The sequence below is a fragment of the Bradyrhizobium genosp. P genome (assembly GCF_049949265.1).
In the GTDB taxonomy this organism is placed as follows: Bacteria; Pseudomonadota; Alphaproteobacteria; order Rhizobiales; family Xanthobacteraceae; genus Bradyrhizobium.
Genome location: NZ_CP188195.1, coordinates 5,085,104 through 5,111,195, shown reverse-complemented (window position 1 = coordinate 5,111,195; position 26,092 = coordinate 5,085,104). Strand labels below are relative to the sequence as shown.

Below are 26,092 nucleotides of genomic sequence, written 5' to 3'. Positions count from 1 at the left end.
CCCGGAATGACGATCTCTATGAGAAACCCGGCTACGGGCAGGGACGACGTCCGCCGCTGCTGGAGAGATAGGTGCCTGACCCGGGATCGTAGGAGCGGAAACGCTGGGAGCAATAGGCGTCGTTGTTGGCCTTGGCCTGGCTCGCGGCGATCGCGCCGCCGATGATCGCACCGGCCGCCAGACCGCCGATGATGGCGGCGCCGTTTCCACCACCATGGCGGTGGCCATATCCGCCACGGTAACCGTAGCGCGGTGTGGCGATACTGCACCTGCTGGACCGATGCGGATTGATCCTGCAACGGCGCCGGAGCGAGCGGTGCGCCGAGCGAGGGAGCAACTGCCGACAGGGTCATGGCGCTGGTGGTGATGGCGGCCACGACCAAACTTCCCAACTTCATCATTTTCTCCTTGTTGTGGGATTGTCGTTGGAACAAGGGAAAACGGCCGAGCCATGTCCGTGTTCCGTCTCAACGGGCGTCACAGCGTCGCAGTTGACATACGGCACTATGGGATTCGCCGCAGACGACTCATCACACGCAACTCATCCACGCGGCGGCCGCCGGCGTTTCGCTACATGGCTTCGCGGCGAACGGGCAACCCGCGGCCGTAATCGGCTGACAGCCTCTCGACGAGGTTTAGCGGCTTGCGGCGGACGCGCCAGTTCCATCAGCATGCGCAAGGCTTCGACCACCGAGCGCTGGCGAACCGCGCTGCGGCCGATCGCGCCAAAGCGCTGCTCGCGGTGAACGATGCGCCCGTCGCGTGCGGCGACGGCGAAGTGCACCAGCCCCACAGGCTTGCCTGGCGTCGCGCCGCCGGGGCCGGCGATGCCGGTGATGGAGACCGCAAGGTCGACGCCGGCTTTCTCCAACGCGCCGATCGCCATCGCGGTCGCGGTCTCCTTGCTGACCGCGCCGAATGTCTCGAGCGTTGCTACCTTGACGCCGAGCATCACCCGTTTGGCCTCGTTTGAATAAGTGACAAAACCGCGGTCGATCACGTCGGACGAGCCGGGAATGTCGGTGAGTGCGCCGGCGACCAGGCCGCCGGTGCAGGATTCGGCCGTGGCGATGGTCAGTTTGCGCATCCGGCACAGGTCGAGCAGCGAGCGGGAGAGGGCACGAGCGTCGCTGCCGCCCATGTTATGCGCCCCCGCCTTTATCGTCCCAACCTTTATCGCTCCACGGAAGACGGATCGTCGCGCTCGCGGTTGCCGCGATGCCTTCCTCGCGGCCGGTGAAGCCGAGCCGCTCGCTGGTCGTCGCCTTGACGGCCACGCGCGAGATATGGACGCCGGAGATCTCCGCGATCCTGGCTCGCATGGTGTCGCGCAGCGGGCCGATCTTCGGCCGCTCGCAGATCAGCGTCACTTCGAGGTTGGCGATGCGCCCGCCGCGCGCGGTGACGCGCTCAACGGCATAGTTGAGGAACTGGTCGGAGGAGGCACCCTTCCACCTGGCGTCGCTCGGCGGGAAGTGCGAGCCGATATCGCCATCGGCCAGCGCCCCGAGGATGGCGTCGACCAGCGCATGGAGTCCGACGTCGCCATCGGAATGGGCCAGGAAGCCTTTACTGTGTGCCACGCGCACGCCGCAGATCATCAGATGGTCGCCCTCGCCGAAGGCGTGCACGTCGTAGCCGGTGCCGGTCCTGATGTCGCCGAGCTGGCTCGCCAGCCGCGCTTCCTCGCGCACGAAGTCCTCGGGTGTGGTGAGTTTCATGTTGGCAGGATCACCTTCAAATGTCGCAACCGTCAATCCCGCCCATTCCGCCAGCGCCGCATCGTCGGTGAAATCGGAGCGGCCCTCGCGCGCGGCGCGGCGATGCGCCTCCAATATCACGTCGAAACGAAACGCCTGCGGCGTCTGCGCGATCCTTAGACGCGCGCGCTCCGGGGTCGCCTCGACGTCGCCGTTCGCGCCGGCGACCTTGATCGTATCGGTGACGGGGACCACCGGGATCGCCGCACCGGTGCGGCCGGCGGCGGCGATCGCACGCGAGATCACGGCAGGGGTAACGAAGGGCCGCGCGGCGTCATGGATCAGCACGATGTCCGGCTTCTCGGCCGCAAGCGCTTCAAGCCCGGCATGCACGGAGGCCTGGCGGGTCGCGCCGCCGGGGGTGGGCGCCTGGTGACGCAAGCCAGCAATCGCCTCCTGGAAGAGTGCCGTGTCATCGGGATTGACCACGGGCTGAACGGCAAACACGTCGTGATGCCCGGAGAAAGCCTCCATCGCGCGGTAGATCACGGTCTGTCCGCCGATCGTCCGGTATTGCTTCGGCCCACCTGCGCCGGCGCGCAATCCGCGCCCGGCTGCGACAAGAATGGCTGCGGTACGCTCGGGCTTCGGCATTTTGAACCAGTGTCAGACGAATTGCGGATGAGGAAAGGGGCGGCAGGCCGCCGCGCAGAGCCCCTTACCATGACCGCTGTGCAAGAACAGAGCATTTCCAGATGACTGTGGGAAAAGCAGTTTTTGTTGCAGTGCACTTGCACAAATGCTAGAATTGTCTAAACTGTAGGCATGAAACTTGACTGCACAAGATTTGTGCGCAACATGTACGACATCGGCTGCAATGGCGTGGTCGACAGAACGACGAGACGGCCGTGACCGGCGTGCAAAGTATTCCTCGTAACCCATTGAAGATAGGCAATATTGCTATCCTCAACCGGGTTGTCCTCGCGCCCATGTCCGGCGTGACCGACGCGCCTTTCCGGCGACTCGCAGCCGTGCTTGGCGCGGGTCTTGTGGTCTCGGAGATGACCGCCAGCGACGACCTGGTCAACGGCAGGCCGATGTCGAAGCTGCGCTGCGAGGCGGCGGGAATCGGGCCGCACGTGGTTCAACTCGCGGGCTGCGAGACCCGCTGGATGGCCGAGGGCGCACGGATCGCCGAAGGCGCCGGCGCCGACATTATCGATATCAACATGGGATGTCCGGCACGCCACGTGACCGGGGGCCAGTCGGGCTCCGCGCTGATGCGCGACCTCGACCATGCCGCGACGCTGATCGAGGCAACGATATCGGCGGTGAAGGTGCCAGTAACGCTGAAGATGCGGCTCGGCTGGGACGAACGCTTGCTGAATGCACCGGACCTGGCCCGCCGCGCTGAGGCCGCCGGCGTGCAGATGATCACCGTGCATGGCCGCACCCGCTGTCAGTTCTACAAGGGCGAGGCGGACTGGAATGCGGTGCGCGCGGTGAAGGACGCCGTCGCGATCCCCGTTGTCGTCAATGGCGACATCACCTCATTCGACAAGGCCGTCTCGGCGCTCGAGAAGTCGGGTGCGGATGCCGTGATGATCGGCCGTGGTGCACAGGGGCAGCCCTGGCTGCCCGGTCAAATCGGGCGCCGCCTGGAAACGGGGATCGTCGAAGCTGCGCCTGATCTCGCCGTGCAGCTCAACCATATCCGCGCACTCTACGACGAGGTCTGCAGCCATTATGGCGTGCGGATCGGGCTCAGGCATGCGCGCAAGCATCTCGGCTGGGCGCTCGAGACCGCGGCCGCCTGCAGCCGCGCACCGGCGGCGACGCTGAAAGGCTGGCGGCAGAAGATCCTGACATCAGACGAACCGTCCAGCGTGCATCGGTCGCTCGAACATGCCTACGACGATTTTGCCTGGAGTGCTGCCGCATGACGTCAGCCGCTGAACATCGCCGTCCCGTGCCCACCGACGGTGAGGCGATCCTCAATGCACTGCCCAATCCGGTGCTGCTGGTGGCGCCCGACGGACGGATCGTCGATGCCAACATCGCCGCCGAATCCTTCTTCGAGATATCGACGCAGTTCCTGCGCCGGCAGTCGCTGAAGGAACTAGTACCGTTCGGCAGCCCCCTGTTGGCGTTGATCGAGCAGGTGCGGACCTCGGGGTCGCCGGTCAACGAATACAAGGTCGATCTGGGTACGCCGCGCATCGGCGGCGATCGCCAGGTCGATCTGCACGTCGCGCCCTTGACCGAGCGCCCCGGCCACATCGTGGTGATGCTGCAGGAGCGCACCATCGCCGACAAGATGGACCGCCAGCTGACCCATCGCAGCGCGGCGCGCTCGGTGATCGCGCTGGCCGCGATGCTCGCCCACGAGATCAAGAATCCGCTGTCCGGAATCCGCGGCGCCGCACAGTTGCTGGAGCAGCAAGCGTCCTCCGAAGACCGGCTGCTGACGCGGCTGATCTGCGACGAGGCGGACCGCATCGTCACGCTGGTCGACCGCATGGAAGTGTTCGGCGACGACCGGCCGGTGGCGCGCGGGCCGGTCAACATCCATTCCGTGCTCGACCACGTCAAACGCCTGGCGCAATCCGGTTTCGCTCGCAACGTCCGCTTCATCGAGGATTATGATCCGTCGCTGCCGCCGGTGCTCGCCAATCAGGACCAGTTGATCCAGGTGTTCCTCAATCTGGTGAAGAACGCGGCCGAAGCGGTTGCCGATCTCGGAAGCGATGCGGAGATCCAGCTCACCACGGCGTTCCGTCCGGGTGTGAGACTGTCTGTCCCCGGCAAGAAATCGCGGGTTTCGCTGCCGCTCGAATTCTGCGTCAAGGACAACGGCTCGGGCGTGCCGGAAGATCTGCTGCCCAATCTGTTCGATCCCTTCGTCACCACCAAGCAGACCGGCAGCGGCCTCGGACTTGCGCTGGTCGCCAAGATCGTCGGCGATCACGGCGGCATCATCGAATGCGAGTCACAGCCACGGAAGACCACGTTCCGCGTTCTGATGCCTATGTACAGCGCCGCCAAGCATGACCACAGCAACCGCGATGACGTTCCGGGTACGCCGTCGCCTGCCGCTCAGAATGCACGATGAGGAACACCAATGCCCGCAGGTAGCATACTTGTCGCTGACGACGACACCGCCATCCGGACCGTCCTGAACCAGGCACTCTCGCGCGCCGGTTACGAGGTACGCCTGACCGGTAACGCCGCGACGCTGTGGCGCTGGGTCAGCCAGGGCGAGGGCGATCTCGTCATCACCGACGTGGTGATGCCGGACGAGAACGCATTCGACCTGTTGCCGCGGATCAAGAAGATGCGGCCCAATTTGCCGGTCATCGTCATGAGTGCGCAGAACACCTTCATGACGGCGATCCGCGCCTCGGAGCGCGGCGCCTACGAATATTTGCCGAAGCCGTTCGACCTGAAGGAGCTGATCACCATCGTCGGCCGTGCGCTGGCCGAACCGAAGGAGCGGGTGGCCAATCCCGCCGATGATTCCGAATTCGATTCAATTCCGCTGGTCGGCCGCTCGCCGGCGATGCAGGAGATCTACCGCGTGCTGGCGCGGCTGATGCAGACCGATCTGACCGTGATGATCTCGGGTGAGTCGGGTACCGGCAAGGAACTGGTCGCCCGCGCGCTGCACGATTACGGCAAGCGCCGCAACGGTCCGTTCGTCGCGGTCAACATGGCGGCGATCCCGCGCGACCTCATCGAGTCCGAACTGTTCGGCCATGAGCGCGGTGCGTTCACCGGCGCCAACACCCGCGCCTCGGGCCGCTTCGAGCAGGCCGAAGGCGGCACGCTGTTCCTCGACGAAATCGGCGACATGCCGATGGAGGCGCAAACCCGTCTCTTGCGCGTGCTGCAGCAGGGCGAATACACCACGGTCGGCGGCCGCACCCCGATCAAGACCGACGTCCGCATCGTCGCCGCCTCCAACAAGGATCTGCGCATACTGATCCAGCAGGGCCTGTTCCGCGAGGACCTGTTCTTCCGCCTCAACGTGGTGCCGCTGCGATTGCCGCCGTTGCGCGAGCGCATCGAGGATCTACCCGATCTGATCAGGCATTTCTTCTCGCTTGCCGAGAAGGACGGCCTGCCGCCGAAGAAGCTCGACGGCCAGGCGCTGGAACGGCTCAAGCAGCACCGCTGGCCGGGCAACGTCCGCGAGCTGGAAAACCTGGCGCGTCGTTTGGCCGCGCTCTACCCGCAGGACGTTATCACCTCATCGGTGATCGACGGCGAACTGGCGCCGCCGGCCGTCGCCTCCGGCGGCAATGCCACGGTCGGTGTCGACAATCTGGGCGGTGCGGTCGAGGCCTATCTGTCCTCGCACTTCTCCGGCTTCCCGAACGGCGTGCCGCCGCCGGGGCTCTATCACCGCATCCTCAAGGAGATCGAGGTCCCGCTGCTGACTGCCGCACTGGCAGCCACCCGCGGCAACCAGATCCGGGCCGCCGATCTGCTCGGCCTGAACCGCAACACGCTGCGCAAGAAGATCCGCGATCTGGATATCCAGGTCTACCGGAGCGGCGGATAGCCCGGCGGACGCAGGTACCATCGTAAATTGGCTCTGGGGACATTGGCCTCACGCCGTGGAAATGTCGCAATTCGGCAACATTGTGATATGATTGCATCAGTCCGCTAATTCAGCGGAACGAAGGCCTTCAGATCCATCGCCGGAATGACCAGCGCAGAGACCACGGTTTCAACGTCAGATACGTCGCCGGCCGAGCCGAGGGGGTTTCCCTTGCGCAGGTGGCTGGCGCCATTTGCGGCGGTCACGGCGCTGCTGTCGGCGTCCCTCACCTTTGTGGTTCTGAGCGGCCTAACCCCGGTCGAACCGACCAAGCAGGTCGTCTACTCGCTGCTGCTGATCAACGCGGCGATCATCCTGCTGCTGGTCGGGATCATCATCCCGGAGGTCTGGAAGGTGCTGCAAGCCCGGCGGCGGGGCAGGGCGGCGGCGCGGCTGCATGTGCAGATCGTCAGCCTGTTCTCCATCGTCGCGGTGCTGCCGGCGGTGCTGGTTGCCATTATCGCCAACGTCACCCTTGACCGCGGCCTCGACCGGCTGTTTTCGGGGCCGACGCGGGAAGCGATCCAAAATTCGCTGAGCGTGGCACGCGCCTATACCTACGAGCACGCGCAACTGATCAATGGCGACATCCTCTCGATGGCCAACGATCTCTCCAATGCGCGGGTGATCTACGACCAGGATCGGCGCACATTTCAGGAGTTGCTGACGGTGGGCGCGGCTGCCCGCAACCTGACCGGAGCGATGCTGCTCGACAAGGACAGCAACATTCTGCAGAACGCCGACATCGAAATGACGCAGTCCTTTGTGACTCCGCCGAAGGAATTGCTCGACAACGTCGCCGAGAACAAGCCGGAAATATCGGTCTTCCCGGAGCAGAATTACGTTGCGGCGGTGGTTCGCTTGCGGGGCTTTAACGACACCTTCCTCTATGTCGCGCGCGTCCTCGATCCGCGTGTCATTGGCCAGCTGAAACAAACCCAGGCGAGTGTCGCCGAATATGCCCAGACGGAATCCCGCCGGCTCGGCATCCAGGTCACCTTCGCGCTGATGTTCGCGGTGATCGCGCTGACCATCCTGATGGCCTCGGTGCTGATCGGTCTCAATTTCGCCAACCGGCTGGTCGAGCCGATCCGCAACATCATGAGTGCGGCCAACCAGGTCTCGACCGGCGATCTGCATGTGCAGGTGCCCGTGGTCAGATCCGAGGGCGATCTCGCCCAGCTTGGTCAGACCTTCAACAACATGACGCAGGAGCTCCGCACCCAGCGCGACGAGCTCGTCAACGCCAGCGAGTTGATCGACAGTCGCCGCCGCTTCATCGAGGCGGTGCTGTCCTCGGCGAGCGCCGGCATCATCGGCGTCGACGCTTCCGGCAGCATCGGCATCCTCAATCGTTCGGCCGAGAAGCTGATCGGGCACGCCGAATCCGAAACGCTGGACCACCCGCTGTCGGAGGTGCTGCCCGAGCTCGACGACATGATGAAGACCGCGCGGGAAGGGACCCAGCGGCTGGTGCAGGGCCAGATCACCATCAACCGCGATGATCATGAGCGGAACCTGTCGGTGCGGATTTCGGCCGAGCAGACCAGCCACGCCCGCGACAGCTACATCATCACGCTGGACGACATCACCGAGCTGGTGTCGGCGCAGCGCACCTCGGCCTGGGGCGACGTCGCCCGCCGCATCGCCCACGAGATCAAGAACCCGCTGACCCCGATCCAGCTCTCCGCCGAGCGTATTCGCCGCAAGTTCGGCAAGACCATCACCGAGCCGAAGGACAAGTCGATCTTCGAGCAGTGCACCGACACCATCGTGCGCCAGGTCGACGACATCAGGCGGATGGTCGATGAATTCTCGCGCTTTGCGCGGATGCCCAAGCCGGTGATGGAAGGCGAGGACGTCGCCGACGTGGTCAAGCAGGCGGTATTCCTGATGAAGGTCGGCCATCCCGATCTCGACATCGAAGCGGACATCAAGCAAGACCCGCTGCCTGCGCAGTTTGACCGCCGACTGATCTCGCAGGCGCTGACCAACATCATCAAGAACGCGACGGAAGCGATCGAGCAGGTCCCGGCCGACGAGCTTGGCAAGGGCCGCATCGATGTTGTCGCCCAGCGCGAGAACGACGACATCCTCATCGACGTCGTCGACAACGGCATTGGGCTACCCAAGGTCGCCCGCTCGCGCCTGCTCGAGCCTTATGTCACGACGCGGGCCAAGGGCACCGGGCTTGGGCTCGCGATCGTCGGCCGCGTCCTGGAAGACCATGGCGGCCGCATCGAACTCAAGGATGCATCCGACTTCCGCGAGGGCCAGCGCGGCGCCTGGATGCGGCTGCGCTTTGCCGTGACCGGGAAGGCGGCCGAACCTGACGATAACAAGCCCGGCGATAGGGAGCACGCACCGGACGTGAAGCCGGAGGCGATCGAACCAGGTACTGAAAAAAATCCGTCGGGGGAGCCGACCAGCGACCCGGCACAAGCGACCAACGATGAACCAAGAATCAAAGCCGCAACGGGCGATTGACAAGGCAGGCGTAACCCCATGGCAAGTGACATTCTTATTGTCGACGACGAGGCTGATATTCGCGACCTCGTTGCGGGAATCCTGGACGATGAGGGTTTTGGCACCCGCACCGCGCGCGACAGCGATTCGGCGTTGGCCGAGATTGCCAACCGCCGTCCGCAGCTGGTCTTCCTCGACATCTGGCTGCAGGGCTCCAAGCTGGACGGGCTGCAACTGCTCGAACAGATCAAGAAGGACAATGCCGATCTACCCGTGGTGATGATCTCCGGACACGGAAACATCGAAACCGCCGTTGCCGCGATCAAGCGCGGTGCCTACGACTTCATCGAAAAGCCCTTCAAGTCGGACCGCCTGATCCTGGTCGCGACCCGGGCGCTGGAGACCTCCCGGCTCAAGCGGGAGGTGAAGGAACTCAAGCAACTCGCTCCCGCGGCTAGCGTTCTCACCGGCCGCTCAGCCTGTATGAACCAGCTTCGCCAGACCATCGACCGCGCTGCCAAGGCCAACAGCCGCATCCTGATCGTCGGGCCTTCCGGCTCCGGCAAGGAGCTTGCGGCGCGCACCCTGCACCATGCCTCGGGCCGCGCCGAGGGGCCGTTCGTGGTCATCAATGCGGCGGCGATCACGCCGGAGAGGATGGAGCTCGAGCTGTTCGGCATCGAAGGATCGAGCGCTGAGCAGCAGCGCAAGCCGGGGGCGCTCGAGGAGGCCCATGGCGGCACGCTGTTCATCGACGAGATCGCCGACATGCCGCGGGAGACCCAGAACAAGATCCTGCGCGTGCTGGTCGACCAGACCTTCCAGCGCCAGGGCGGCACCGCCAAGGTGCATGTCGACGTCCGCATCGTCTCCTCGACCGCGCGCAATCTCGAGGAGGAGATCGCCGCCGGCCATTTCCGCGAGGACCTCTACCACCGTCTTTCGGTGGTCCCGATCCGGGTGCCGCCGCTGTCGGAGCGGCGCGAGGATATCCCCGAATTGATCGACTACTTCATGGACCAGATCTCGGGCGCGACCGGGTTGCCGAAACGGCAGATCGGACAGGACGCGATGGCGGTGCTGCAATCGCATGTCTGGCCCGGCAACGTCCGCCAGCTCCGCAACAATGTCGAGCGGGTGATGATCCTGGCCGGCGGCGGGCCGGAGGCGATCATCACCGCCGACATGCTGCCGCAGGACGTCGGCTCGATGGTGCCCGCGATGCCGACCTCCAACAATGGCGAGCACATTATGGGCCTGCCGTTGCGCGAGGCGCGTGAGGTGTTCGAGCGTGATTATCTGATCGCCCAGATCAGCCGCTTCTCCGGCAACATCTCGCGCACCGCGGAGTTCGTCGGCATGGAGCGCTCGGCGCTGCATCGCAAGCTGAAGGCGCTGGGGGTCGGTTGACCCCCAAGGCCTTTGTTTAGAAGAACGCCTTCTTTGAAAAAGGCCTTCTTTGAACCCAAGACGTCATCGACGAGTGGCAATGGCCTGTTCCGGTAGGCCGCTCCAGCGGCCCGTATTGTCCTCATGGCATTTTCGGCGGATGGCCGGTCAAACGCGGTTTGGCCGGGCAAGGGGCGACTTATCCACCAAACTGAGAATAATCATCTCTTTCCCCGCACTTTCTTAGAATCGCCACCGTGTTCATACGGACTGGCGCCTGAACCGGCTTGCCTAAAAAGCGCGCGTGGCCTCTAATCCTACCGTTACACCTGCCAGAGGGGGATCTCAGGGCAGGTGGACAGCCGGAGGAGGCTCCGTCAGAGAGCCACACCGGTTCAATAAAAAAGAAGCACAAGCTTGCGGGACAAAAACAATGGCGGCAGACCGCGCACAAAATCTACAAGACACCTTCCTTAATCACGTTCGTAAGACCAAAACACCGCTGACGATATTTCTGGTCAACGGAGTAAAGCTGCAGGGGATTGTCACCTGGTTCGACAATTTCTGCCTGCTGCTCCGGCGCGACGGTCATTCGCAACTTGTCTACAAGCACGCGATCTCGACCATCATGCCTGGCGCTCCGATCCAGTTGTTCGAAGGCGGCGAGGATGCACCGGCTTGAGAGTGAACTGATTGGAACCCTTCAACCGTGAAGGGGGCGCCGACCGTCCCAAGTCTCGGCTTGGGTCGGCGGGGGACGGCAGCACCGGGCGGGTGATCGTCATCGGCCCCTATTTGCGCACGCGCCGCGGCGACGGCGATGCGCAATCGGATTCGTCTATCCGCGACTATGAAGCGCGGATCGAGGAAGCCGCGGGGCTCGCGCGCGCCATCGACCTTGAGGTGGTGGAGCAGGTCGTCGCGCCGATCAGCCAGCTCCGCCCGGCTACCTTTCTCGGCAAAGGCAAGGTCGAGGAAATCAACGGTCTCGTCGCCAGCAATGCTGTCGAGCTGGTGGTGATGGATTGCGCGTTGTCGCCGATCCAGCAGCGCAACCTCGAGAAGGCCTGGAGCACCAAGGTGCTCGACCGCACCGGCCTGATCCTGGAAATCTTCGGCCGCCGCGCCAAGACCAAGGAAGGCGCGCTGCAGGTCGAGCTTGCCCATCTCAACTACCAGCGCAGCCGGCTGGTGCGGTCCTGGACCCACCTCGAGCGCCAGCGCGGCGGCTTCGGCTTCATGGGCGGTCCCGGCGAGACCCAGATCGAGGCCGACCGCCGGCTGATCGGCGACCGCATTACGCGGCTCGAGAACGAGCTGAAGAAGGTGCAGGCGACGCGGCGGCTGCACCGCGCCGGACGGCAGCGCGTGCCGTACCGCGTGGTGGCGCTGGTCGGCTACACCAATGCCGGCAAGTCGACCCTGTTCAACCGGCTGACCCGCGCCGACGTACAGGCCGCCGACATGCTGTTCGCCACGCTCGATCCGACCTTGCGCTCGCTCAACCTGCCGCACGGCGGCAAGGCGATGTTGTCGGATACGGTCGGCTTCATCTCCAATCTGCCGACGCAGCTTGTAGCCGCGTTCCGCGCCACGCTGGAGGAGGTGCTGGAGGCCGACATCATCCTGCATGTCCGCGACATCTCGCATGAGGATGCGGAAGCGCAGGAGCGCGACGTCGAGGCGGTGCTGCGCCAACTCGGCATCGATCCCGACGCCGACGGCGGCCAGCGCATCATCGAGGTCTGGAACAAGATCGACCGCTTCGATCCCGAGGAGCGCGACAATTTGCGCAACATCGCCGCGCGCCGCCCGCCGGAGCGGCCGTGCTTCCTCGTCTCCGCCGCCACGGGCGAGGGGATCGATGCGCTGCTGACCGCGATCGAGGACCGGCTCGCGGCCAAGCGCATCACCCTGAACCTCACGATCGACGCCTCCGATGGCGCCGGCATCAGCTGGCTGCACCGCAATGCCGAGGTGCTGAACAAGGAGCTGCACGGCGAGCGCTTCGACATGACCGTCCGCGTCGACGAAACCAAGCGCGACATCGTGATGTCACGGTTCGGCGCCATCCCGTGCGACGCTTAGCCTTGACGCGTGGTCTCGACGCATAGTCTCGATACGTAGGCTTCTCGATAGGTAGCCTTGACCAGTCAGGTTCAGCCGGGCTGCAATTGCTGGAATGCGACCGCGCCAGGACACGGCCGGCTTGCGACCGTCTGCCGCACTTTCCGTTTGAATTTACCGTCGCCTTGGTTCATTGCGCTGCTGGGCGCAAAGACAAGGGTGATCGATGCAGAACTCCGGCGAAGTCGTAACCAGTGGGACGCAAGAGGGCCCGCACGGGGATCTCGCCCACGAGCGGGCGCCGGACATCGTCGAAGCCCTCAATGCGCAGGAGCCCGTGGCCGCCGCCAGGATGCTGCAGTCGCTGCCGGCCGAGCGCGCGATCGAGGTCCTCGACCTGCCCGGGCTCGACAATACCTGCGAGATCATTGCCGAGCTGCCAACGGACACCGCGGTTTCCCTGCTGTCCGGCGTTTCCGATGACCGCGCCGCCGACATCTTCAAGGAGCTGATCGAGCCGCTCCGGACCACCTTGCTGAACCGGCTCAATCCGGACACAAGGGCCACCATCTCGACGCTGCTGGCCTATCCGGAACGCAGCGCTGGTAGCATCATGACCACCGAGTTCGTGAGCGTGCCGTCGACCTGGACCATCGCCGAGGTTCTGCATCATATCCGCATGGTCGAGCGCACCCGCGAGACCGTCTACTCGATCTTCGTGGTCGATCCGGTGAAGAGGACTCTGATCCAGGCCGTGCCGCTGCGGCGTCTGATCTCCGCCGACCCCCACGCCAACGTCCTGACCGCCGCACCGGCGCGGCGTCCGCTGATGATCTCGCCGGAAGCCGACCGCATGGAGGCGGCACGGCTGATCTCCCGGTACGATCTGCTCGCGATCGCGGTCGTCGATGGTCCGGGCCATATCCTCGGTATTGTCACGGTCGACGACGTGATCGACACCATCGTCGAGGAATTGACCGAGGACGCCCAGAAATTCGGCGGCATGGAAGCGCTCGACGAGCCCTATTTGCGGATCAGCTTCCTCGAGATGATCAAGAAGCGCGGCGGCTGGCTCTGCGCGCTGTTCCTCTCGGAAATGCTGACTGCGAGCGCCATGCAGACGTTCCAGAGCGAGTTGGAGAAGGCGATCGTCCTGACCCTGTTCATTCCGCTGATCATGAGCTCGGGCGGCAATTCGGGGTCGCAGGCAACCTCGCTGCTGATCCGCGCGCTGGCCTTGCACGAGCTCCGTTTGCGCGACTGGTGGCGGGTGGCCTTGCGCGAACTGCCGACGGGCATCGCGCTCGGCGCCATCCTCGGCCTCATCGGCATGCTCAGGATCACGCTCTGGCAGACGCTGGGCATCTTCGATTACGGTCCGCATTGGGGCCTGGTGGCCGCCACGGTCGGCGCCGCCCTGGTCGGCATCGTGACCTTCGGATCGCTCTCAGGATCGATGCTGCCGTTCATCCTGAAGCGGATCGGGTTCGACCCCGCGAGCGCATCAGCGCCCTTCGTGGCGACGCTGGTCGATGTCACCGGCCTCGTCATCTACTTCGGCGTCGCGGCCGTGATCCTGCGCGGCACGCTGCTATGAGTATCTGTGAGCAAGGGGTACGCCCGAGTCCACAAACTCACTGTCGTCCCTGCGAAAGCAGGGACCCATAACCACCGGCCTCGGTTGTTGTGCACATTCGGCGTTCCGAGCGGCCTTATCTTGAAGTGCCCGTACCTAAGCGCGGGACTAGCACCGCCAGCTGATCGATAGATCACGCGGTATGGGTCCCTGCTTTCGCAGGGACGACAGCGGTGGTTGCGACCTTCGCCTCATTCCACAGCGCGTCCATTTCGTCCAACGATGCATCGTCGAGCGAACGGCCGCGGGCGGCCAGCGCCTTTTCGATATAGGCAAAGCGCCGCTCGAATTTTGCATTGGTGCCGCGCAGCACTGTGTCCGGATCGGCGCCGACGTGCCGGGCGAGGTTGACCAGCGCGAACATCAGGTCGCCGGTTTCTTCGGCAATCTCCGTCCTGTCGTTACGGTCGAGCGCGGCTTCGATCTCGTCGGCCTCCTCGCGGATCTTGGCGAGCACGGCACGGGGATCGTTCCAGTCGAAGCCGACGGTGGAGGCCTTGCGCTGCAGCTCCATGGCGCGCGTTAGCGCCGGGAGACCGGCCTTGACGCTTGCGAGCAACGAGGTGTGCGCGGTCTCCTCCGGTGGCCGCCGCGCCGCGCGTTCGGCCTTTTCTTCGGCCTTGATGCGCTCCCAGGCGCTCTTGACGCCGGCGGGCTGGATGTTGCCGTCCTTGTCGGCAAAGACGTGCGGATGCCGGCGGATCATCTTCGTTGTGATCGCCTGGACGACGTCGCCGAACGCAAAGGCATTCTGCTCTTCGGCCATGCGGGCGTGATAGACCACCTGCAGCAGCAGATCGCCGAGCTCGTCGCGAAGATCCTCGAAATCGCCCCGCGTGATCGCATCGGCCACCTCGTAGGCCTCCTCGATCGTATAGGGGGCGATGGTCGCGAAATTCTGCTCCAGGTCCCAGGGGCAGCCCGTCACCGGCGTGCGCAGCGCGGCCATGATCTCGATCAGGCGGGAAATATCGCGGGAAGGGGTCATCGGGCACCGGAGTGTAAGAGGCACAAATGTTATGCCAAAACGGCCCCGCCGATCCCAGCCAAACGCGCCGAAATCGAGGCGCTGTCCACCGATTGGCCACGGCGAAATAGGGTGCTAAATCGCGTCTCATGAGCGATCAGATCAATTCCGAGACCGCGCTGGTGCTGTTTTCCGGCGGCCAGGATTCCACCACTTGCCTGGCCTGGGCCCTGCAGCGCTTTGCCCGCGTCGAGATGCTGGGTTTTGCCTATGGCCAGCGCCATGCGATCGAACTCGAATGCCGCGACCGCCTGTTGTCCGGCATCACATCGCTGCGGCCGGACTGGGCCGCGAAACTCGGCGACAGCCATACGCTCGCGATTCCGACCTTGTCCGAGGTCTCCGACACCGCGCTGACCCGCGACGTTGCGATCGCGATGGGCGCGGACGGCTTGCCGAATACCTTCGTGCCCGGCCGCAATCTCGTATTCCTCACCTTCGCGGCGGCGCTCGCCTATCGCCGCGGCATCCGCCACATCATCGGCGGCATGTGCGAGACCGATTATTCCGGCTATCCTGATTGCCGTGACGAGACCATCAAGGCGCTGCAGTCGGCGCTCAATCTCGGCATGGCCAAGGACTTCGAACTACACACGCCGCTGATGTGGCTCGACAAGGCTGCGACCTGGCGGCTGGCCGATGAACTCGGCGGGGCAGGGCTGGTCGACCTGATCCGCGAGCACTCCCACACCTGCTATCTTGGTGAGCGCGGCAAGCAGCACGATTGGGGTTACGGCTGCGGCGAATGCCCGGCCTGCGCGCTGCGGGCGAAGGGCTGGCGGGAATATGCGGCGCAGGTGCGCGGCTAGCGCGCGAGGGTCGCAAAGGACATGCCTCCGTTATGCGAGCGCCGGCGATGGCCGAAGTAATTCCGGCCATGCGCAGGTGACGCGTGCGCATAAGGCAAGTGCGTGACACGTGCCGCGGTCTTACGCCGTCGGCACTGCTGGCCTCGCGACCGGCTCGGAGAGTGCGTTCGCAGCTCTCGCGGCCAGCCGTATCGACGGCTCATCCACCGCCTTCTCCAACAGCATGGCCGCGAGCAAGAACGACGGCACATAGGCGGTGAGGCTGATCAGGGTGGAAGTGCCATAGGAAAGCCCCGCGGCATGGGCGACCAGGAAGACGGAACACGCCACCGAGAACAGCACCGGGATGTGCGCCAGATAGAGCGGGAACGAGATGCGGCCGAGGTACTGGCCGGCCGGCGTCGCCAGCAGACGCTGTGCCGCGGGCCAGCCGGTGATCAGAGCGACAAGCATCACCGCTGACATCGCGTGCCAGATCGAGGCGTCGGCCTGAAAAGTCAAGCCCGGCGCGATGATCGGAATGAACGGAACAAGCGCCGTGATCGAGAGCAGCGCGTCCCAGATCGGCCACCGCTCAATGCTGAGCGGGACCGTTCCCAACGCGAGGATAAATGCCAGAAGGACCGGCCGCCATCGCAGGCGCGCCGCGAAACGTGGGGCGTCGAGAAGATACAACGCGGCCCCGAACAGAACCACCGAGATGTAGGCGCGCGCGAGCGTGGTGCCCAGCACAAGCATGATCAGTCCCGCCCACCGCGGCCGATTGGCCGGCAAGCGCGTGGAGAACATCCCGATCAGCAGAAGCGATCCGAGAAATTCGGTCGGCATCGTCCAAAGCACGGAATTATACGAGTTCGTGCGCGTCGGTATGCCCAACAGGCTGTTCCACGCCTGAAGCAGAGCATCGGCGAGACTGGGCTGTTGCGTGAACTGGCCCGACAGCCAGGTCGAGCGCGTAATCGCGGCCGCGTCGTGGTTGAATGCAAGTCCTGACGACAGGATGAACCAGCCGAACAGGCTCGCCGCGAGCACTGGAAGCCCGAGCCGGAGTGTACGCTTCACGACCAGCGCAACCGCCGACAAATCGCTGCCCTGGAACGATTTGGCGAGAACGAATCCTGACAGCGCGAGGAAGATGCAGACCGCATAATTGCCGCCCGCCGCGACGAACAGAAACGGGTAGGCCGAAAGCGCGACTTCCCAGGAGCCCTGCGCATGTTCGGGGCGCCCGGTGTAAATTGCGAAATCGAAGGCCATCACAAAATGCGACAAGGCGACGTTGAGCGCCGCGATGCCGCGAAGGCCGTCGAGATAAGACATGCGGGAGGCAGGCATGGGACGGCTCGATGACCCCGGTTACGAAAGGCATCGAGTGTGTGGCAAGTTAGCTAACAAAGCCTTGCCTCGACCGTCTACCGATGGGCTCCATCCGCCTTCAGATCAGGGCGTCCAGCACTGATTTGCCCGACATGCGCCAAGGCGGACGGTGAAGTCGTGTGGTCCTGACGCCCCAGTGGCAGGCAAAAATTCGCAAGATGCATATGCGTCTCGCGGATGTCGCGAGAACGTCAATGCGTGCTCTATCGCTGTATGAAGCGTAAATCGGAACGTGATCCCGGCGTCATCGCGAGGGGCCAACGGTCGCGCAATGATGGAGGAGGGATGCGACTATTCGAAATCCGCCGGCGTCAGCTCGATCGGCTTGCCGTGCGGCGTGCGGTCGGCGGCGTGGTCCCAGGCGTCGCGGTAGCGGTGCAGCGTCTCGAGCGTCGTCACGCCCTTGGCGGCGACGAGTTGCTCGAGCGTGGCCAGCCAGTGCTGGTAATAGGTCTCGCCGGTGTCGGGATCGCCCGCGGCTTGCGCACGCTTGATCTGTTCGGCGAGGGCTGCGGCCCATTCGCTCCAGGTGAACAGGCCACGGTCATGAAGCGACAGCGCCATCGCAAACGCCTGAGCTTCCCAAGGCGCACGGAACACCGGGCCTTCTTCATCGCGCGGAACACCCGGCACGGCCTTGGCGGCGCGGCCGGCGGCGGCTGTGTCCATCACGCGGGCTCCAGATAGGGCTCGAACGCATCGATCGAGATTTTGATCGTCGGATCGGAGTCCGGCCCCCAGAGTTCACGCCCGTCGAACACCACGGTGTAGAGCCATTGCGGGTGCTCGCCGGCGTCGTTCGCCGCCGTGTCCGGAAAGACGTGGCAGCCATGGTCACGCTCGACGACGCCGATATGGCCGCGCACGTAGCGCGGCAGCCGCGTGTGGGTGGCGGGATGGATATTCTTTGCGCGCACCTTGTCGCCGGCCTTGAACCTTGCAGGCGCCGGCGCGGAGCGGCCGAACTTGCCACGCACCATCGTGCGTTCGACGTCGCTGACGGAAAGCTTGCCGGGCGTGAGCGGCTTGGCCGGCATCACCGCATGTCCGGCGGCGACGTCCTCCTTGGCGATAAAGCCTCTGTCGAGCAGCAGGTCCTCAAGCCCGAGCAGCCATTTCTTGTAATAGGAGCTCGACAGATAGACGTCCGGCGGCAGGGTCTCGCGATAGAATCGCGAGGCGTCGATGTTGAAGGCGCCGGCCGCGCCCATCGCGCGCACCATGGCCAGCACCCGCGATTCCCACACTTCGTGGAACATCGGCTCGTTCGGCTCGGGTTCGACCTTGCCGAACCCGTCCATGCCGCCCATGTCGTGCACGCCGTTCAAGACGGCGCTCCCGGCTTCCTCGGAAATCCGGTACCGATCATGGAATCGCGCGTCACCAGTTCGGCGAGCTGCTGCTCGCTCCAGCCCTCGGTGCCTTCGGGCCGCATCGGCAGCACCAGAAAGCGTGTCTCCGCGGTCGAATCCCAAACCCGGAGTTCGGTCTCCTTCGGCAGGCTCACGTCGAAATCAGCGAGCACGCCACGCGGGTCCTTGACCGCGCGCGAGCGATAGGGCGAGGCCTTGTACCAGACCGGTGGCAGTCCCAGCATTTCCCAGGGGTAACAGGAGCAGAGCGTGCACACGACCATGTTGTGACGATCAGGCGTATTCTCGACCGCGACGAGATGGTCGCCGACCCTGCTGACATGGCCGAGCGTGCCGACCGCCTTGGTGGCGTCTGCGAGCAACGCTTTCTTGAAGGCAGGATCGGTCCACGCCTTGGCAACGACCTGAGCGCCGTTATGCGGGCCGATCCGCGTCTCGTAGGCCTGCACAATGGCGTCCAGCGCGGCCGGCTCGACATAACCCTTCTCGGTCAGGATCGATTCCAGCGCGCGCACGCGCAGTTCGGTCTCCGATAACTCGGAATGGTCGTGATCGTGGTGATGATGGTCGTGATCATGTCCGCTCATGTGGGCAGGATAGGCGAAGAAGCCGTGCTATGTCGAGGCAAGGGTTTGCCGGCATTCTACAAAACGGCGCGAGCAGGGGAGGTATTTGATGGCGGACTATGTGACGATCGAGAAGGGCCTTGGGCCCGAAGGCCGCATCGCCGTGGTGCGCTTCGACCGCGGCGACGGCATCAACGCGCTGTCGCCCGATGCGCTGCGCCAGCTCACCGACGCCGCGCGCAGCTTTGAGGATGACGGTGGAACCTCGGTCGTCGTGCTGACCGGCGGCGCCAAATCGTTCAGCGCCGGCTTCGATCTGAAGGATGCTGAAGGACGTTCGCGTCAGACCATGGATCTGGGCGCGCTGCGCCGGCATTTGAAACTCGGGCCGCGGCTGACGCGCGCCTGGCAGGAGATGGAACAGGTCTCGATCGGCGCCATCGAAGGCTTCTGTGTCGGCGGCGGCGTAGCGCTCGCGGTGGCGCTGGATTTCCGCATCATGGCGCGCGACGCCCATATGCGCGTGCCGGAGATCGGGCTCGGCATGAACATGAGCTGGCAGAGCGTGCCGCGCATGCTGCATCTGATTGGGCCGGCGCGTACCAAGCAGGCGGTGATCCTGGCCGACGATCGGATTTCAGCCGAGCAGGCCTACGAGTGGGGGCTGGTGGAGCAGGTGGCCGCTCCAGGCAAATCGGTTGAGGCCGCGATGGCGCTTGCGGCCAAGATCGCCGCGCAGCCGCCGATCTCGGTTGCGATGACCAAGCTGACCGTCAATCGGCTCGCGCATGCGCTGGACGATCTCGCTGGCCATATGGACCTCGACCAGTTCGCGCTCGCAAGCTTGACGGACGATCATAAGGAGGGCGTCGAGGCGTTCCTGGCGCGGCGAAAACCACGCTTCAGAGGGCGCTGAAGTCGGCAGTGCAATCGAAGGGACGCCAGGCTGGCGGAGCTTCTGAACGCGATCTGGCCGTAAGGGGTCAGCCTGATTGTCGTCCCCGCGCCGATATCTCTAATTCGCATAAGGTATATTATGGAATATTTATATCTACAATCTGAAAGCCCATATTGCCGCGGCGTACGGACGCTGCAATAAGCGCTGCCACGAATAGAGATCGCTGGTGACCCCGCGGCGTCAGGTCCGTATAGGATTGGCATCTCACAAGAACAACAAGCCTCTCGAGGGAGAAACCAATGAGCTTTTCACGACGCACGCTGCTGAAGGTCTCCGCCGCATCTGCCGTCCTGGGCGGCGTTGGCGCGCCATTCGTCGCGCGCGCCCAGACCGCCGAGTTCAGCTACAAGTTCGCCAACAACCTGCCGGAGTCGCATCCGTTCGTGGCGCGCGCCCGGGAGATGGCGGCTGCGATCAAGACCGAAACCAAAGGACGGTTCGATCTGCAGGTGTTCCCGAACAGCCAGCTCGGCTCCGATACCGACATGCTGAGCCAGGTGCGTTCCGGCGGCGTCGAGTTTTTCACGCTGTCGGGCCTGATCCTGGCGACCCTGGTGCCGGCGGCCTCGATCAACGGCATCGGGTTTGCGTTCCCGGATTATCCCACGGTCTGGAAGGCCATGGATGGCGACCTCGGCGCTTACGTGCGCGGCGAGATCAACAAGGCCGGTCTCGAGGTGATGGACAAGATCTGGGACAATGGTTTCCGCCAGACCACGTCGTCGACCAAGCCGATCACCGGGCCCGATGATTTCAAGGGTTTCAAGATCCGCGTGCCGGTGTCGCCGCTGTGGACCTCGATGTTCAAGGCGTTCGACGCCTCGCCCGCCTCGATCAATTTCAGCGAGGTTTATTCGGCGCTGCAGACCAAGATCGTTGAAGGCCAGGAAAACCCGCTGGCGCTGATCTCGGCGGCGAAGCTGTACGAGGTCCAGAAATACTGCTCGCTGACCAACCATATGTGGGACGGCTTCTGGTTCCTGATGAACCGCCGTGCCTGGCAGGCGCTGCCGGACGATATCCGCGCCATCGTCACCAAGAACGTCAATGCGGCGGCACTTAGGGAGCGCGAGGACACCGAGAAGCTCAACGCCACGGTCAAGCAGGAACTCACCGGCAAGGGCCTGGTCTTCAACCAGCCCGAGGTCGCACCGTTCCGCGACAAGCTCCGCGCCGCCGGCTTCTACGCCGAGTGGAAGGGCAAGTACGGCGAGAAGGCGTGGGAGCTGCTGGAAAAGTCCGTCGGCAAGCTGTCCTGATCGGTCAGGCAGGAGTCTTGTCATGGCCCATGTCGAGATGACGCCGGCCGTGGCCGGCGAGGCGTCCCAGCCCCCTCGCCGCCGCTCCGTTCTCGGGTCCATCGAGGCCGCCCTCGGGATGCTGGTGGAGATCCCGGCGGCGATCCTGGTCGTCGCCGAAGTCGTGATCCTGTTCGCCGGCGTGATCTCGCGCTACGTGCTGCATTCGCCGCTGATCTGGTCCGACGAACTGGCCTCGATCCTGTTCCTGTGGCTCGCCATGCTGGGCTCCGCAGTGGCGTTCCGGCGCGGCGAGCATATGCGCATGACGGCGCTGGTCGCGAGCGCGGGACCCAGGCTGTGGGCCTATCTCGACGTCGTCGCGACCTGCGCGGCGCTGGCGTTCCTGATCATGATCCTGCGGCCTGCGTACGAATACGCCTACGAGGAAAGCTTCATCACGACGCCGGCGCTGCAGATTTCCAACACTTGGCGGGCGGCAGCGTTGCCGATCGGCACCTGCCTGATGGCGCTGTTTGCGCTGTTGCGTCTGGCGCGGGTCGGCGATGTCAAGACCTTGCTGATGGCCGCGCTCACGGTCGCGGTGTTGATCGGGCTGTTCTGGCTCGCGCAGCCCTTGCTGCGTCCGCTCGGCAATCTCAACCTGGTCATCTTCTTCGTCGGCGTGGTTGCTTTCTGCGTCTTCGCCGGCGCGCCGATCGGCTTTGCCTTCGGCATGGCGATCTTCGGCTATCTCGCGCTGACCACGCGGACACCGCTGATGGTGCTGGTCGGCCGGATGGATGAGGGCATGAGCCATCTGATCCTGCTCTCGGTGCCGCTGTTCGTGTTCCTCGGCCTGCTGATCGAGATGACCGGCATGGCGCGCGCCATGGTCGCGTTCCTTGCCAGCCTGCTGGGGCATGTCCGCGGCGGCCTGCATTATGTGCTGGTCGGCGCCATGTACCTGGTGTCGGGCATCTCGGGATCGAAGGCCGCGGACATGGCGGCGGTCGCACCCGTTCTGTTTCCGGAGATGAAGCAGCGCGGTGCGAGATCGGGCGACCTCGTCGCCCTGCTCGCGGCCACCGGCGCGCAGACCGAAACCATTCCGCCGAGTTTGGTGCTGATCACCATCGGCTCGGTGACCGGCGTCTCGATCTCGGCGCTGTTCACCGGCGGCCTGCTGCCGGGCGTCGTGCTGGCCATTACACTGTCGACGCTGGTGTGGTGGCGCTACCGCGGCGAGGATCTCAGCCACGTCAAGCGTGCCAAGGCTGGCGAGATCGGGCAGGCGTTCATATTCGCCCTGCCCGCATTGGCGCTGCCCTTCGTGATCCGTTACGCGGTGGTCGAAGGCATCGCGACCGCGACCGAGGTTTCGACCATCGGCATCGTTTACGCACTCGTCATCGGGCTCCTGATCTACCGCCAATTCAAATGGCGGAGGCTGTTGCCGATGCTGATCGAAACCGCCTGCCTGTCGGGCGCCATCCTCTTCATCATTGGCACCGCGACCGGCATGGCCTGGGGCCTGACCCAGTCCGGTTTCTCGCGTGCGCTGGCGGCCTCGATGACCGGGCTGCCCGGCGGCTCGGCGAGCTTCATCGCGGTCTCGATCCTGGCCTTCGTGATCCTCGGCAGCGTGCTCGAGGGGATACCTGCGATCGTGCTGTTCGGACCGCTGCTGTTTCCGATCGCACGGCAGGTCGGCGTCCACGAGGTGCACTACGCCATGATCATCATCCTGGCGATGGGCATCGGATTATTCGCGCCGCCGTTCGGCGTCGGCTATTATGCCGCCTGCGCCATCGGGCGCGTCGATCCGGCTGAGGGTATCCGGCCGATCTGGGGTTACATGCTGGCGCTGTTGATCGGCCTGATCATCGTCGCCATCTTCCCGTGGATATCGATTGGATTCCTCTAAGCACCTTGCAGATGGGATAGAGCCATGAGTGCAGCTCAAAACCAGTACTCGATCGGGCTGGACAAGACGCCGGCCAATTACGTGCCGCTGACCCCGCTGAGCTTCTTGGCGCGCTCGGCCGCCGTCTATCCCGACCATGTCAGCACGCTCTACGAAGGCCGCAGCTTCACCTGGAAGCAGACCTACGAGCGCTGCAGGCGCTTTGCGTCCTGGCTCGGGGGGCGCGGCATCGGCTATGGCGACACGGTTGCCGCGATGCTGCCGAACCTCCCGGCGATGAACGAGCTCCATTTCGCGGTGCCGATGGCCGGCGCGGTGCTGAACGCGCTGAACATCCGTCTGGACGCGGCGTCGATCGCGTTCCAGCTCGAGCATGGCGGCGCCAGGATGATCCTTGTCGATCCCGAATTTTCCGCCGTGATCGCGGAAGCCTTGACGTTGATGAAGGGCGCAAAGCCGTTCGTCGTCGACGTCGATGATGCAGCGTTTCCTGGCGGCAAGCGGATCGGCGAGATCGAGTACGAGACGGCGGTCGCGCAAGGCGATCCGGCATTCGTCGAACGGCCACCGGCCGACGAATGGGATGCGATCGCGCTGAGCTACACCTCCGGCACGACGGGCAATCCCAAGGGCGTGGTGACGCACCATCGCGGCGCGTATCTGAACGCGGTCAGCAACATCCTGGCCGGCAATCTCGGCCAGCATCCGGTCTATCTCTGGACGCTACCGATGTTTCATTGCAACGGCTGGTGCTTCCCCTGGACCGTGGCGGCGACCGCCGGCGTCAACGTCTGCCTGCGCAAGGTCGATCCGGCAAAGATCTTCGAGCTGATCCCGCAGCACAGCGTCACCCACATGTGCGGTGCGCCGATCGTCTACAACACGCTGATCAATGCGCCTGATGCCCCCAAGGATGACAAGGCAAAGTCCGTGGTCGGGCTGATCGCCGGTGCGGCGCCGCCGGTCGCGGTGCTCGAGGGCGCCGAACGTATCGGCATCAAATTGACCCATGTCTACGGCCTGACCGAGGTCTATGGCCCCGCCTCCGTCTGCGCCGAGCAGCCAGGCTGGGACGAGTTGTCAGCCGACCAGCGCGCACAGTTGAAGCGGCGCCAGGGCGTCTCCTATCCGCTGCAGGAAGGCGTCACGGTGCTCGATCCCGAGACCATGCGAGAGGTGCCGCGCGATGGCCGGACCATCGGCGAGGTCATGTTCCGCGGCAACATCGTGATGAAGGGCTATTTGAAGAACGAGAAGGCGACGCAGGACGCTTTCGCCGGCGGCTGGTTTCACACCGGCGATCTCGGCGTGCTCGACGAGCACGGCTACGTCATCATCAAGGACCGGTCCAAGGACATCATCATCTCCGGCGGCGAGAATGTCTCCTCCGTTGAGGTCGAGGACGTCCTCTACAGACATCCAGCCGTGCTGTTCGCGGCTGTCGTGGCAAAGCCGGACCCGAAATGGGGCGAAGTGCCCTGCGCCTTCCTCGAGCTGAAGGACGGCGCCAAGGCAACCGAGGCCGAGATCATCGCCTATTGCCGCGAGCATATGCCGGGCTTCAAGACACCCAAATCGGTCGTATTCGGCGCGATCCCGAAGACCTCGACCGGCAAGATCCAGAAATTCCTGCTGCGCAACGAGGTGGGCTCGGCGAAGGCGATTACCACGTGAGAGGCTCTCAGCCGTCGGCCAACCGGGTGAGCAAGTCGTAGAGCAGCCTTCTCTCGTCGGCGCTGAACGGCGCCAGCGTCTTTGCGGTGCACTCGATTTCGATCGGAAGCAATTGCTCGACCAGCGAAACCCCGGCGGACGTCAGATCAATCAGGATCAGCCGTTTATCGGTCGGATCGCGTCGGGTCGCAACGAGGCGCCGCTTCTTCAGCCGCAGCACGACATCCCTGATGTTGGCGGGCTCCATCGCGACGAGCCGGCCAAGCAGGTTCTGCGACAGCGCCCCGCGCTCGTAGAGCCGGGCCAGTGTTGCAAATTGCGGAGCCGTCAAGTCGTGGGCCCCGATGCGGTCGACCAGATTGGACGACGCGCGCTGGTAGGCACGGCGCAGCAGGAATCCGACCTGGTCCTCCAGCCGGTAGTCTGACGCGGCGCGCCCGGCCGGTGCGGCTGATTTAGTCGACGTTCTCGGCATCCCGGTACATCACCTTGTGGCGCGTGGTCGAAACCCATTCGTCGATCTGGGCTTCGGTCATGAAGTGCGAGGCATCGAACCTGTTCCAGTTGCTGATGTCGGCCAGGCTCTTCTTCCAGCGCTTGTAGGGCGCCTTCGCAGGCGGACCGAAGCACATGATGTCGAGCACCGATAGCTCCGCGGGAATGCCGAGCAGCGGCTTCATGGCCTGCTGCGCCTTCTCCTGGCCGATCGCGGTGACCCACCAGACGTTATATCCGAGCGCCGCGGCGGCCAGATGCGCAGACATCGTGGCGGCGGCCACGCTCTGGAGCAGGATCCGCTCGGCATTCTCCTTGTACATCTTGTCGAGCTCGGACCCGTCGTTGAGGACCGGAAACGCCTTGACCCAGCGGAAGTCGCTGGCGACGACGATGAACCCGGGGGCGGATGCCAGCCCGCGATAGTCGGGGGTCGGAAACTTCATCTTGAGCCGGGCACGCATGACCTGCTCTTCACGGAAATACTCCGTGATCTTGTTCTTCAGGTCCTGATCGGTGACGGCAATGAAGTGCCACGGCTGGGCATTCGCGCCTGACGGCGCATGCCGCGCCGCCTCCAGGATCATGTCGTAATGCTCCGCGGGCATCACGTAGCTGGAGTCGAATGCTCGCGTCGTCAGTCGGTTCTTCACGACGTCCATCAGCGCGTCGTATCGCGTGCGATCGGTGAAATCGTGCCTCGCCACGGCTCCCGTCATGTGATCCTCCCTTATTGTTATGATCATAACGATATGCCAACCCCGCAGAAAGTCAACGCGGGACCGCC

General features: G+C 64.3%; 22 protein-coding genes and 1 pseudogene. 13 read left to right on the top strand and 10 right to left on the bottom strand.

The window, feature by feature from the left end:
* Positions 1 to 31 precede the first annotated feature (31 nt).
* From ACP2YO_RS24755 to ACP2YO_RS24745, 3 genes and pseudogenes are all read right to left on the bottom strand, one after another.
* Positions 32 to 401, bottom strand: a pseudogene (locus ACP2YO_RS24755) (BA14K family protein).
* Between the two features lie 140 nt (positions 402 to 541).
* On the bottom strand, positions 542 to 1,141 hold the full coding sequence (locus tag ACP2YO_RS24750) for a CinA family protein (RefSeq protein ID WP_426433763.1): 600 nt from the start codon (positions 1,139 to 1,141) through the stop codon (positions 542 to 544).
* Between the two features lies 1 nt (position 1,142).
* Positions 1,143 to 2,354, bottom strand: a complete 1,212-nt coding sequence (locus ACP2YO_RS24745; protein WP_426433761.1) for a bifunctional 2-C-methyl-D-erythritol 4-phosphate cytidylyltransferase/2-C-methyl-D-erythritol 2,4-cyclodiphosphate synthase — start codon at positions 2,352 to 2,354, stop codon at positions 1,143 to 1,145.
* Positions 2,355 to 2,641: 287 nt separating this feature from the next.
* Here ACP2YO_RS24745 and dusB point away from each other — a divergent pair, with 287 nt between their 5' ends.
* The 8 genes from dusB to mgtE all read left to right on the top strand — a co-directional run bounded on the left by dusB (position 2,642) and on the right by mgtE (position 13,822).
* On the top strand, positions 2,642 to 3,643 hold the full coding sequence (gene dusB / locus ACP2YO_RS24740; protein WP_426443307.1) for a tRNA dihydrouridine synthase DusB: 1,002 nt from the start codon (positions 2,642 to 2,644) through the stop codon (positions 3,641 to 3,643).
* Positions 3,640 to 4,812 carry a two-component system sensor histidine kinase NtrB gene (locus ACP2YO_RS24735; RefSeq protein WP_426433759.1) on the top strand — a complete coding sequence of 391 codons (1,173 nt, stop codon included), beginning with the start codon at positions 3,640 to 3,642 and terminating at the stop codon, positions 4,810 to 4,812. Before dusB ends, ACP2YO_RS24735 begins: the two co-directional genes overlap by 4 nt.
* A 9-nt stretch (positions 4,813 to 4,821) precedes the next feature.
* Complete coding sequence (gene ntrC, locus ACP2YO_RS24730) at positions 4,822 to 6,264, top strand: nitrogen regulation protein NR(I) (RefSeq protein WP_426433757.1); 1,443 nt, start codon at positions 4,822 to 4,824, stop codon at positions 6,262 to 6,264.
* 144 nt (positions 6,265 to 6,408) lie between these two features.
* Positions 6,409 to 8,790, top strand: coding sequence for an ATP-binding protein (locus tag ACP2YO_RS24725; protein ID WP_426433755.1), 2,382 nt, complete (start codon positions 6,409 to 6,411; stop codon positions 8,788 to 8,790).
* Between the two features lie 18 nt (positions 8,791 to 8,808).
* On the top strand, positions 8,809 to 10,179 hold the full coding sequence (locus tag ACP2YO_RS24720) for a sigma-54-dependent transcriptional regulator (protein ID WP_426433753.1): 1,371 nt from the start codon (positions 8,809 to 8,811) through the stop codon (positions 10,177 to 10,179).
* A gap of 412 nt (positions 10,180 to 10,591) precedes the next feature.
* Positions 10,592 to 10,840 (top strand): RNA chaperone Hfq, encoded by a 249-nt coding sequence (gene hfq, locus ACP2YO_RS24715; protein WP_006020546.1) that lies wholly within the window; start codon positions 10,592 to 10,594, stop codon positions 10,838 to 10,840.
* A gap of 11 nt (positions 10,841 to 10,851) precedes the next feature.
* Positions 10,852 to 12,246, top strand: coding sequence for a GTPase HflX (hflX, locus tag ACP2YO_RS24710; RefSeq protein WP_426433751.1), 1,395 nt, complete (start codon positions 10,852 to 10,854; stop codon positions 12,244 to 12,246).
* Between the two features lie 205 nt (positions 12,247 to 12,451).
* Complete coding sequence (gene mgtE / locus ACP2YO_RS24705) at positions 12,452 to 13,822, top strand: magnesium transporter (protein WP_426433749.1); 1,371 nt, start codon at positions 12,452 to 12,454, stop codon at positions 13,820 to 13,822.
* 172 nt (positions 13,823 to 13,994) lie between these two features.
* On the opposite strand, the gene mazG is transcribed toward mgtE, so the two are convergent.
* Positions 13,995 to 14,849: a nucleoside triphosphate pyrophosphohydrolase gene (mazG, locus tag ACP2YO_RS24700; RefSeq protein WP_426433747.1), complete on the bottom strand. Its 855-nt coding sequence runs from the start codon at positions 14,847 to 14,849 to the stop codon at positions 13,995 to 13,997.
* Positions 14,850 to 14,977: 128 nt separating this feature from the next.
* On the opposite strand from mazG, the gene queC reads away from it, so the two are divergent.
* Positions 14,978 to 15,697: a 7-cyano-7-deazaguanine synthase QueC gene (gene queC, locus ACP2YO_RS24695; protein WP_426433745.1), complete on the top strand. Its 720-nt coding sequence runs from the start codon at positions 14,978 to 14,980 to the stop codon at positions 15,695 to 15,697.
* 120 nt (positions 15,698 to 15,817) lie between these two features.
* Here queC and ACP2YO_RS24690 read toward each other — a convergent pair whose 3' ends face one another.
* The 4 genes from ACP2YO_RS24690 to nthA form a co-directional block, all read right to left on the bottom strand.
* Positions 15,818 to 17,032 (bottom strand): acyltransferase family protein, encoded by a 1,215-nt coding sequence (locus ACP2YO_RS24690; RefSeq protein WP_426433743.1) that lies wholly within the window; start codon positions 17,030 to 17,032, stop codon positions 15,818 to 15,820.
* A 333-nt stretch (positions 17,033 to 17,365) separates the two neighbouring features.
* Entirely contained in the window at positions 17,366 to 17,743 is a 378-nt protein-coding gene (locus tag ACP2YO_RS24685) for a nitrile hydratase accessory protein (protein WP_426433741.1), read from the bottom strand.
* Positions 17,743 to 18,402, bottom strand: coding sequence for a nitrile hydratase subunit beta (gene nthB, locus ACP2YO_RS24680; protein WP_426433739.1), 660 nt, complete (start codon positions 18,400 to 18,402; stop codon positions 17,743 to 17,745). Before nthB ends, ACP2YO_RS24685 begins: the two co-directional genes overlap by 1 nt.
* Entirely contained in the window at positions 18,399 to 19,034 is a 636-nt protein-coding gene (gene nthA / locus ACP2YO_RS24675; protein WP_426433737.1) for a nitrile hydratase subunit alpha, read from the bottom strand. The genes nthB and nthA overlap by 4 nt, the downstream gene beginning before the upstream one ends.
* Before the next feature lie 88 nt (positions 19,035 to 19,122).
* On the opposite strand from nthA, the gene ACP2YO_RS24670 reads away from it, so the two are divergent.
* The 4 genes from ACP2YO_RS24670 (at position 19,123) to ACP2YO_RS24655 (ending at position 24,810) form a co-directional block, all read left to right on the top strand.
* Positions 19,123 to 19,929 (top strand): enoyl-CoA hydratase/isomerase family protein, encoded by an 807-nt coding sequence (locus tag ACP2YO_RS24670; RefSeq protein ID WP_426433735.1) that lies wholly within the window; start codon positions 19,123 to 19,125, stop codon positions 19,927 to 19,929.
* Between the two features lie 281 nt (positions 19,930 to 20,210).
* Complete coding sequence (locus tag ACP2YO_RS24665; RefSeq protein ID WP_426433733.1) at positions 20,211 to 21,230, top strand: TRAP transporter substrate-binding protein; 1,020 nt, start codon at positions 20,211 to 20,213, stop codon at positions 21,228 to 21,230.
* Between the two features lie 22 nt (positions 21,231 to 21,252).
* On the top strand, positions 21,253 to 23,136 hold the full coding sequence (locus tag ACP2YO_RS24660; RefSeq protein WP_426433731.1) for a TRAP transporter large permease subunit: 1,884 nt from the start codon (positions 21,253 to 21,255) through the stop codon (positions 23,134 to 23,136).
* A gap of 24 nt (positions 23,137 to 23,160) precedes the next feature.
* Positions 23,161 to 24,810 carry an acyl-CoA synthetase gene (locus ACP2YO_RS24655; protein ID WP_426433729.1) on the top strand — a complete coding sequence of 550 codons (1,650 nt, stop codon included), beginning with the start codon at positions 23,161 to 23,163 and terminating at the stop codon, positions 24,808 to 24,810.
* Positions 24,811 to 24,817: 7 nt separating this feature from the next.
* Here the strand turns inward: ACP2YO_RS24655 and ACP2YO_RS24650 are convergent, their stop codons facing one another.
* On the bottom strand, positions 24,818 to 25,285 hold the full coding sequence (locus ACP2YO_RS24650; protein ID WP_426433727.1) for a MarR family winged helix-turn-helix transcriptional regulator: 468 nt from the start codon (positions 25,283 to 25,285) through the stop codon (positions 24,818 to 24,820).
* Positions 25,266 to 26,024, bottom strand: a complete 759-nt coding sequence (locus tag ACP2YO_RS24645; RefSeq protein WP_426433725.1) for a nitroreductase family protein — start codon at positions 26,022 to 26,024, stop codon at positions 25,266 to 25,268. Before ACP2YO_RS24645 ends, ACP2YO_RS24650 begins: the two co-directional genes overlap by 20 nt.
* Between the last annotated feature and the right edge of the window lie 68 nt (positions 26,025 to 26,092).

Excerpts from the sequence above, each read along its gene's own strand:
- ACP2YO_RS24750 (WP_426433763.1), bottom strand. The coding sequence starts at position 1,141 with ATGGGCGGCAGCGACGCTCGTGCCCTCTCCCGCTCGCTGCTCGACCTG.
- ACP2YO_RS24745 (WP_426433761.1), bottom strand. The coding sequence starts at position 2,354 with ATGCCGAAGCCCGAGCGTACCGCAGCCATTCTTGTCGCAGCCGGGCGC.
- ACP2YO_RS24735 (WP_426433759.1), top strand. The coding sequence starts at position 3,640 with ATGACGTCAGCCGCTGAACATCGCCGTCCCGTGCCCACCGACGGTGAG.
- ntrC (WP_426433757.1), top strand. The coding sequence starts at position 4,822 with ATGCCCGCAGGTAGCATACTTGTCGCTGACGACGACACCGCCATCCGG.
- ACP2YO_RS24725 (WP_426433755.1), top strand. The coding sequence starts at position 6,409 with ATGACCAGCGCAGAGACCACGGTTTCAACGTCAGATACGTCGCCGGCC.
- ACP2YO_RS24720 (WP_426433753.1), top strand. The coding sequence starts at position 8,809 with ATGGCAAGTGACATTCTTATTGTCGACGACGAGGCTGATATTCGCGAC.
- hfq (WP_006020546.1), top strand. The coding sequence starts at position 10,592 with ATGGCGGCAGACCGCGCACAAAATCTACAAGACACCTTCCTTAATCAC.
- mgtE (WP_426433749.1), top strand. The coding sequence starts at position 12,452 with ATGCAGAACTCCGGCGAAGTCGTAACCAGTGGGACGCAAGAGGGCCCG.
- mazG (WP_426433747.1), bottom strand. The coding sequence starts at position 14,849 with ATGACCCCTTCCCGCGATATTTCCCGCCTGATCGAGATCATGGCCGCG.
- queC (WP_426433745.1), top strand. The coding sequence starts at position 14,978 with ATGAGCGATCAGATCAATTCCGAGACCGCGCTGGTGCTGTTTTCCGGC.
- ACP2YO_RS24690 (WP_426433743.1), bottom strand. The coding sequence starts at position 17,032 with ATGCCTGCCTCCCGCATGTCTTATCTCGACGGCCTTCGCGGCATCGCG.
- ACP2YO_RS24685 (WP_426433741.1), bottom strand. The coding sequence starts at position 17,743 with ATGGACACAGCCGCCGCCGGCCGCGCCGCCAAGGCCGTGCCGGGTGTT.
- nthA (WP_426433737.1), bottom strand. The coding sequence starts at position 19,034 with ATGAGCGGACATGATCACGACCATCATCACCACGATCACGACCATTCC.
- ACP2YO_RS24670 (WP_426433735.1), top strand. The coding sequence starts at position 19,123 with ATGGCGGACTATGTGACGATCGAGAAGGGCCTTGGGCCCGAAGGCCGC.
- ACP2YO_RS24665 (WP_426433733.1), top strand. The coding sequence starts at position 20,211 with ATGAGCTTTTCACGACGCACGCTGCTGAAGGTCTCCGCCGCATCTGCC.
- ACP2YO_RS24660 (WP_426433731.1), top strand. The coding sequence starts at position 21,253 with ATGGCCCATGTCGAGATGACGCCGGCCGTGGCCGGCGAGGCGTCCCAG.
- ACP2YO_RS24655 (WP_426433729.1), top strand. The coding sequence starts at position 23,161 with ATGAGTGCAGCTCAAAACCAGTACTCGATCGGGCTGGACAAGACGCCG.
- ACP2YO_RS24650 (WP_426433727.1), bottom strand. The coding sequence starts at position 25,285 with ATGCCGAGAACGTCGACTAAATCAGCCGCACCGGCCGGGCGCGCCGCG.
- ACP2YO_RS24645 (WP_426433725.1), bottom strand. The coding sequence starts at position 26,024 with ATGACGGGAGCCGTGGCGAGGCACGATTTCACCGATCGCACGCGATAC.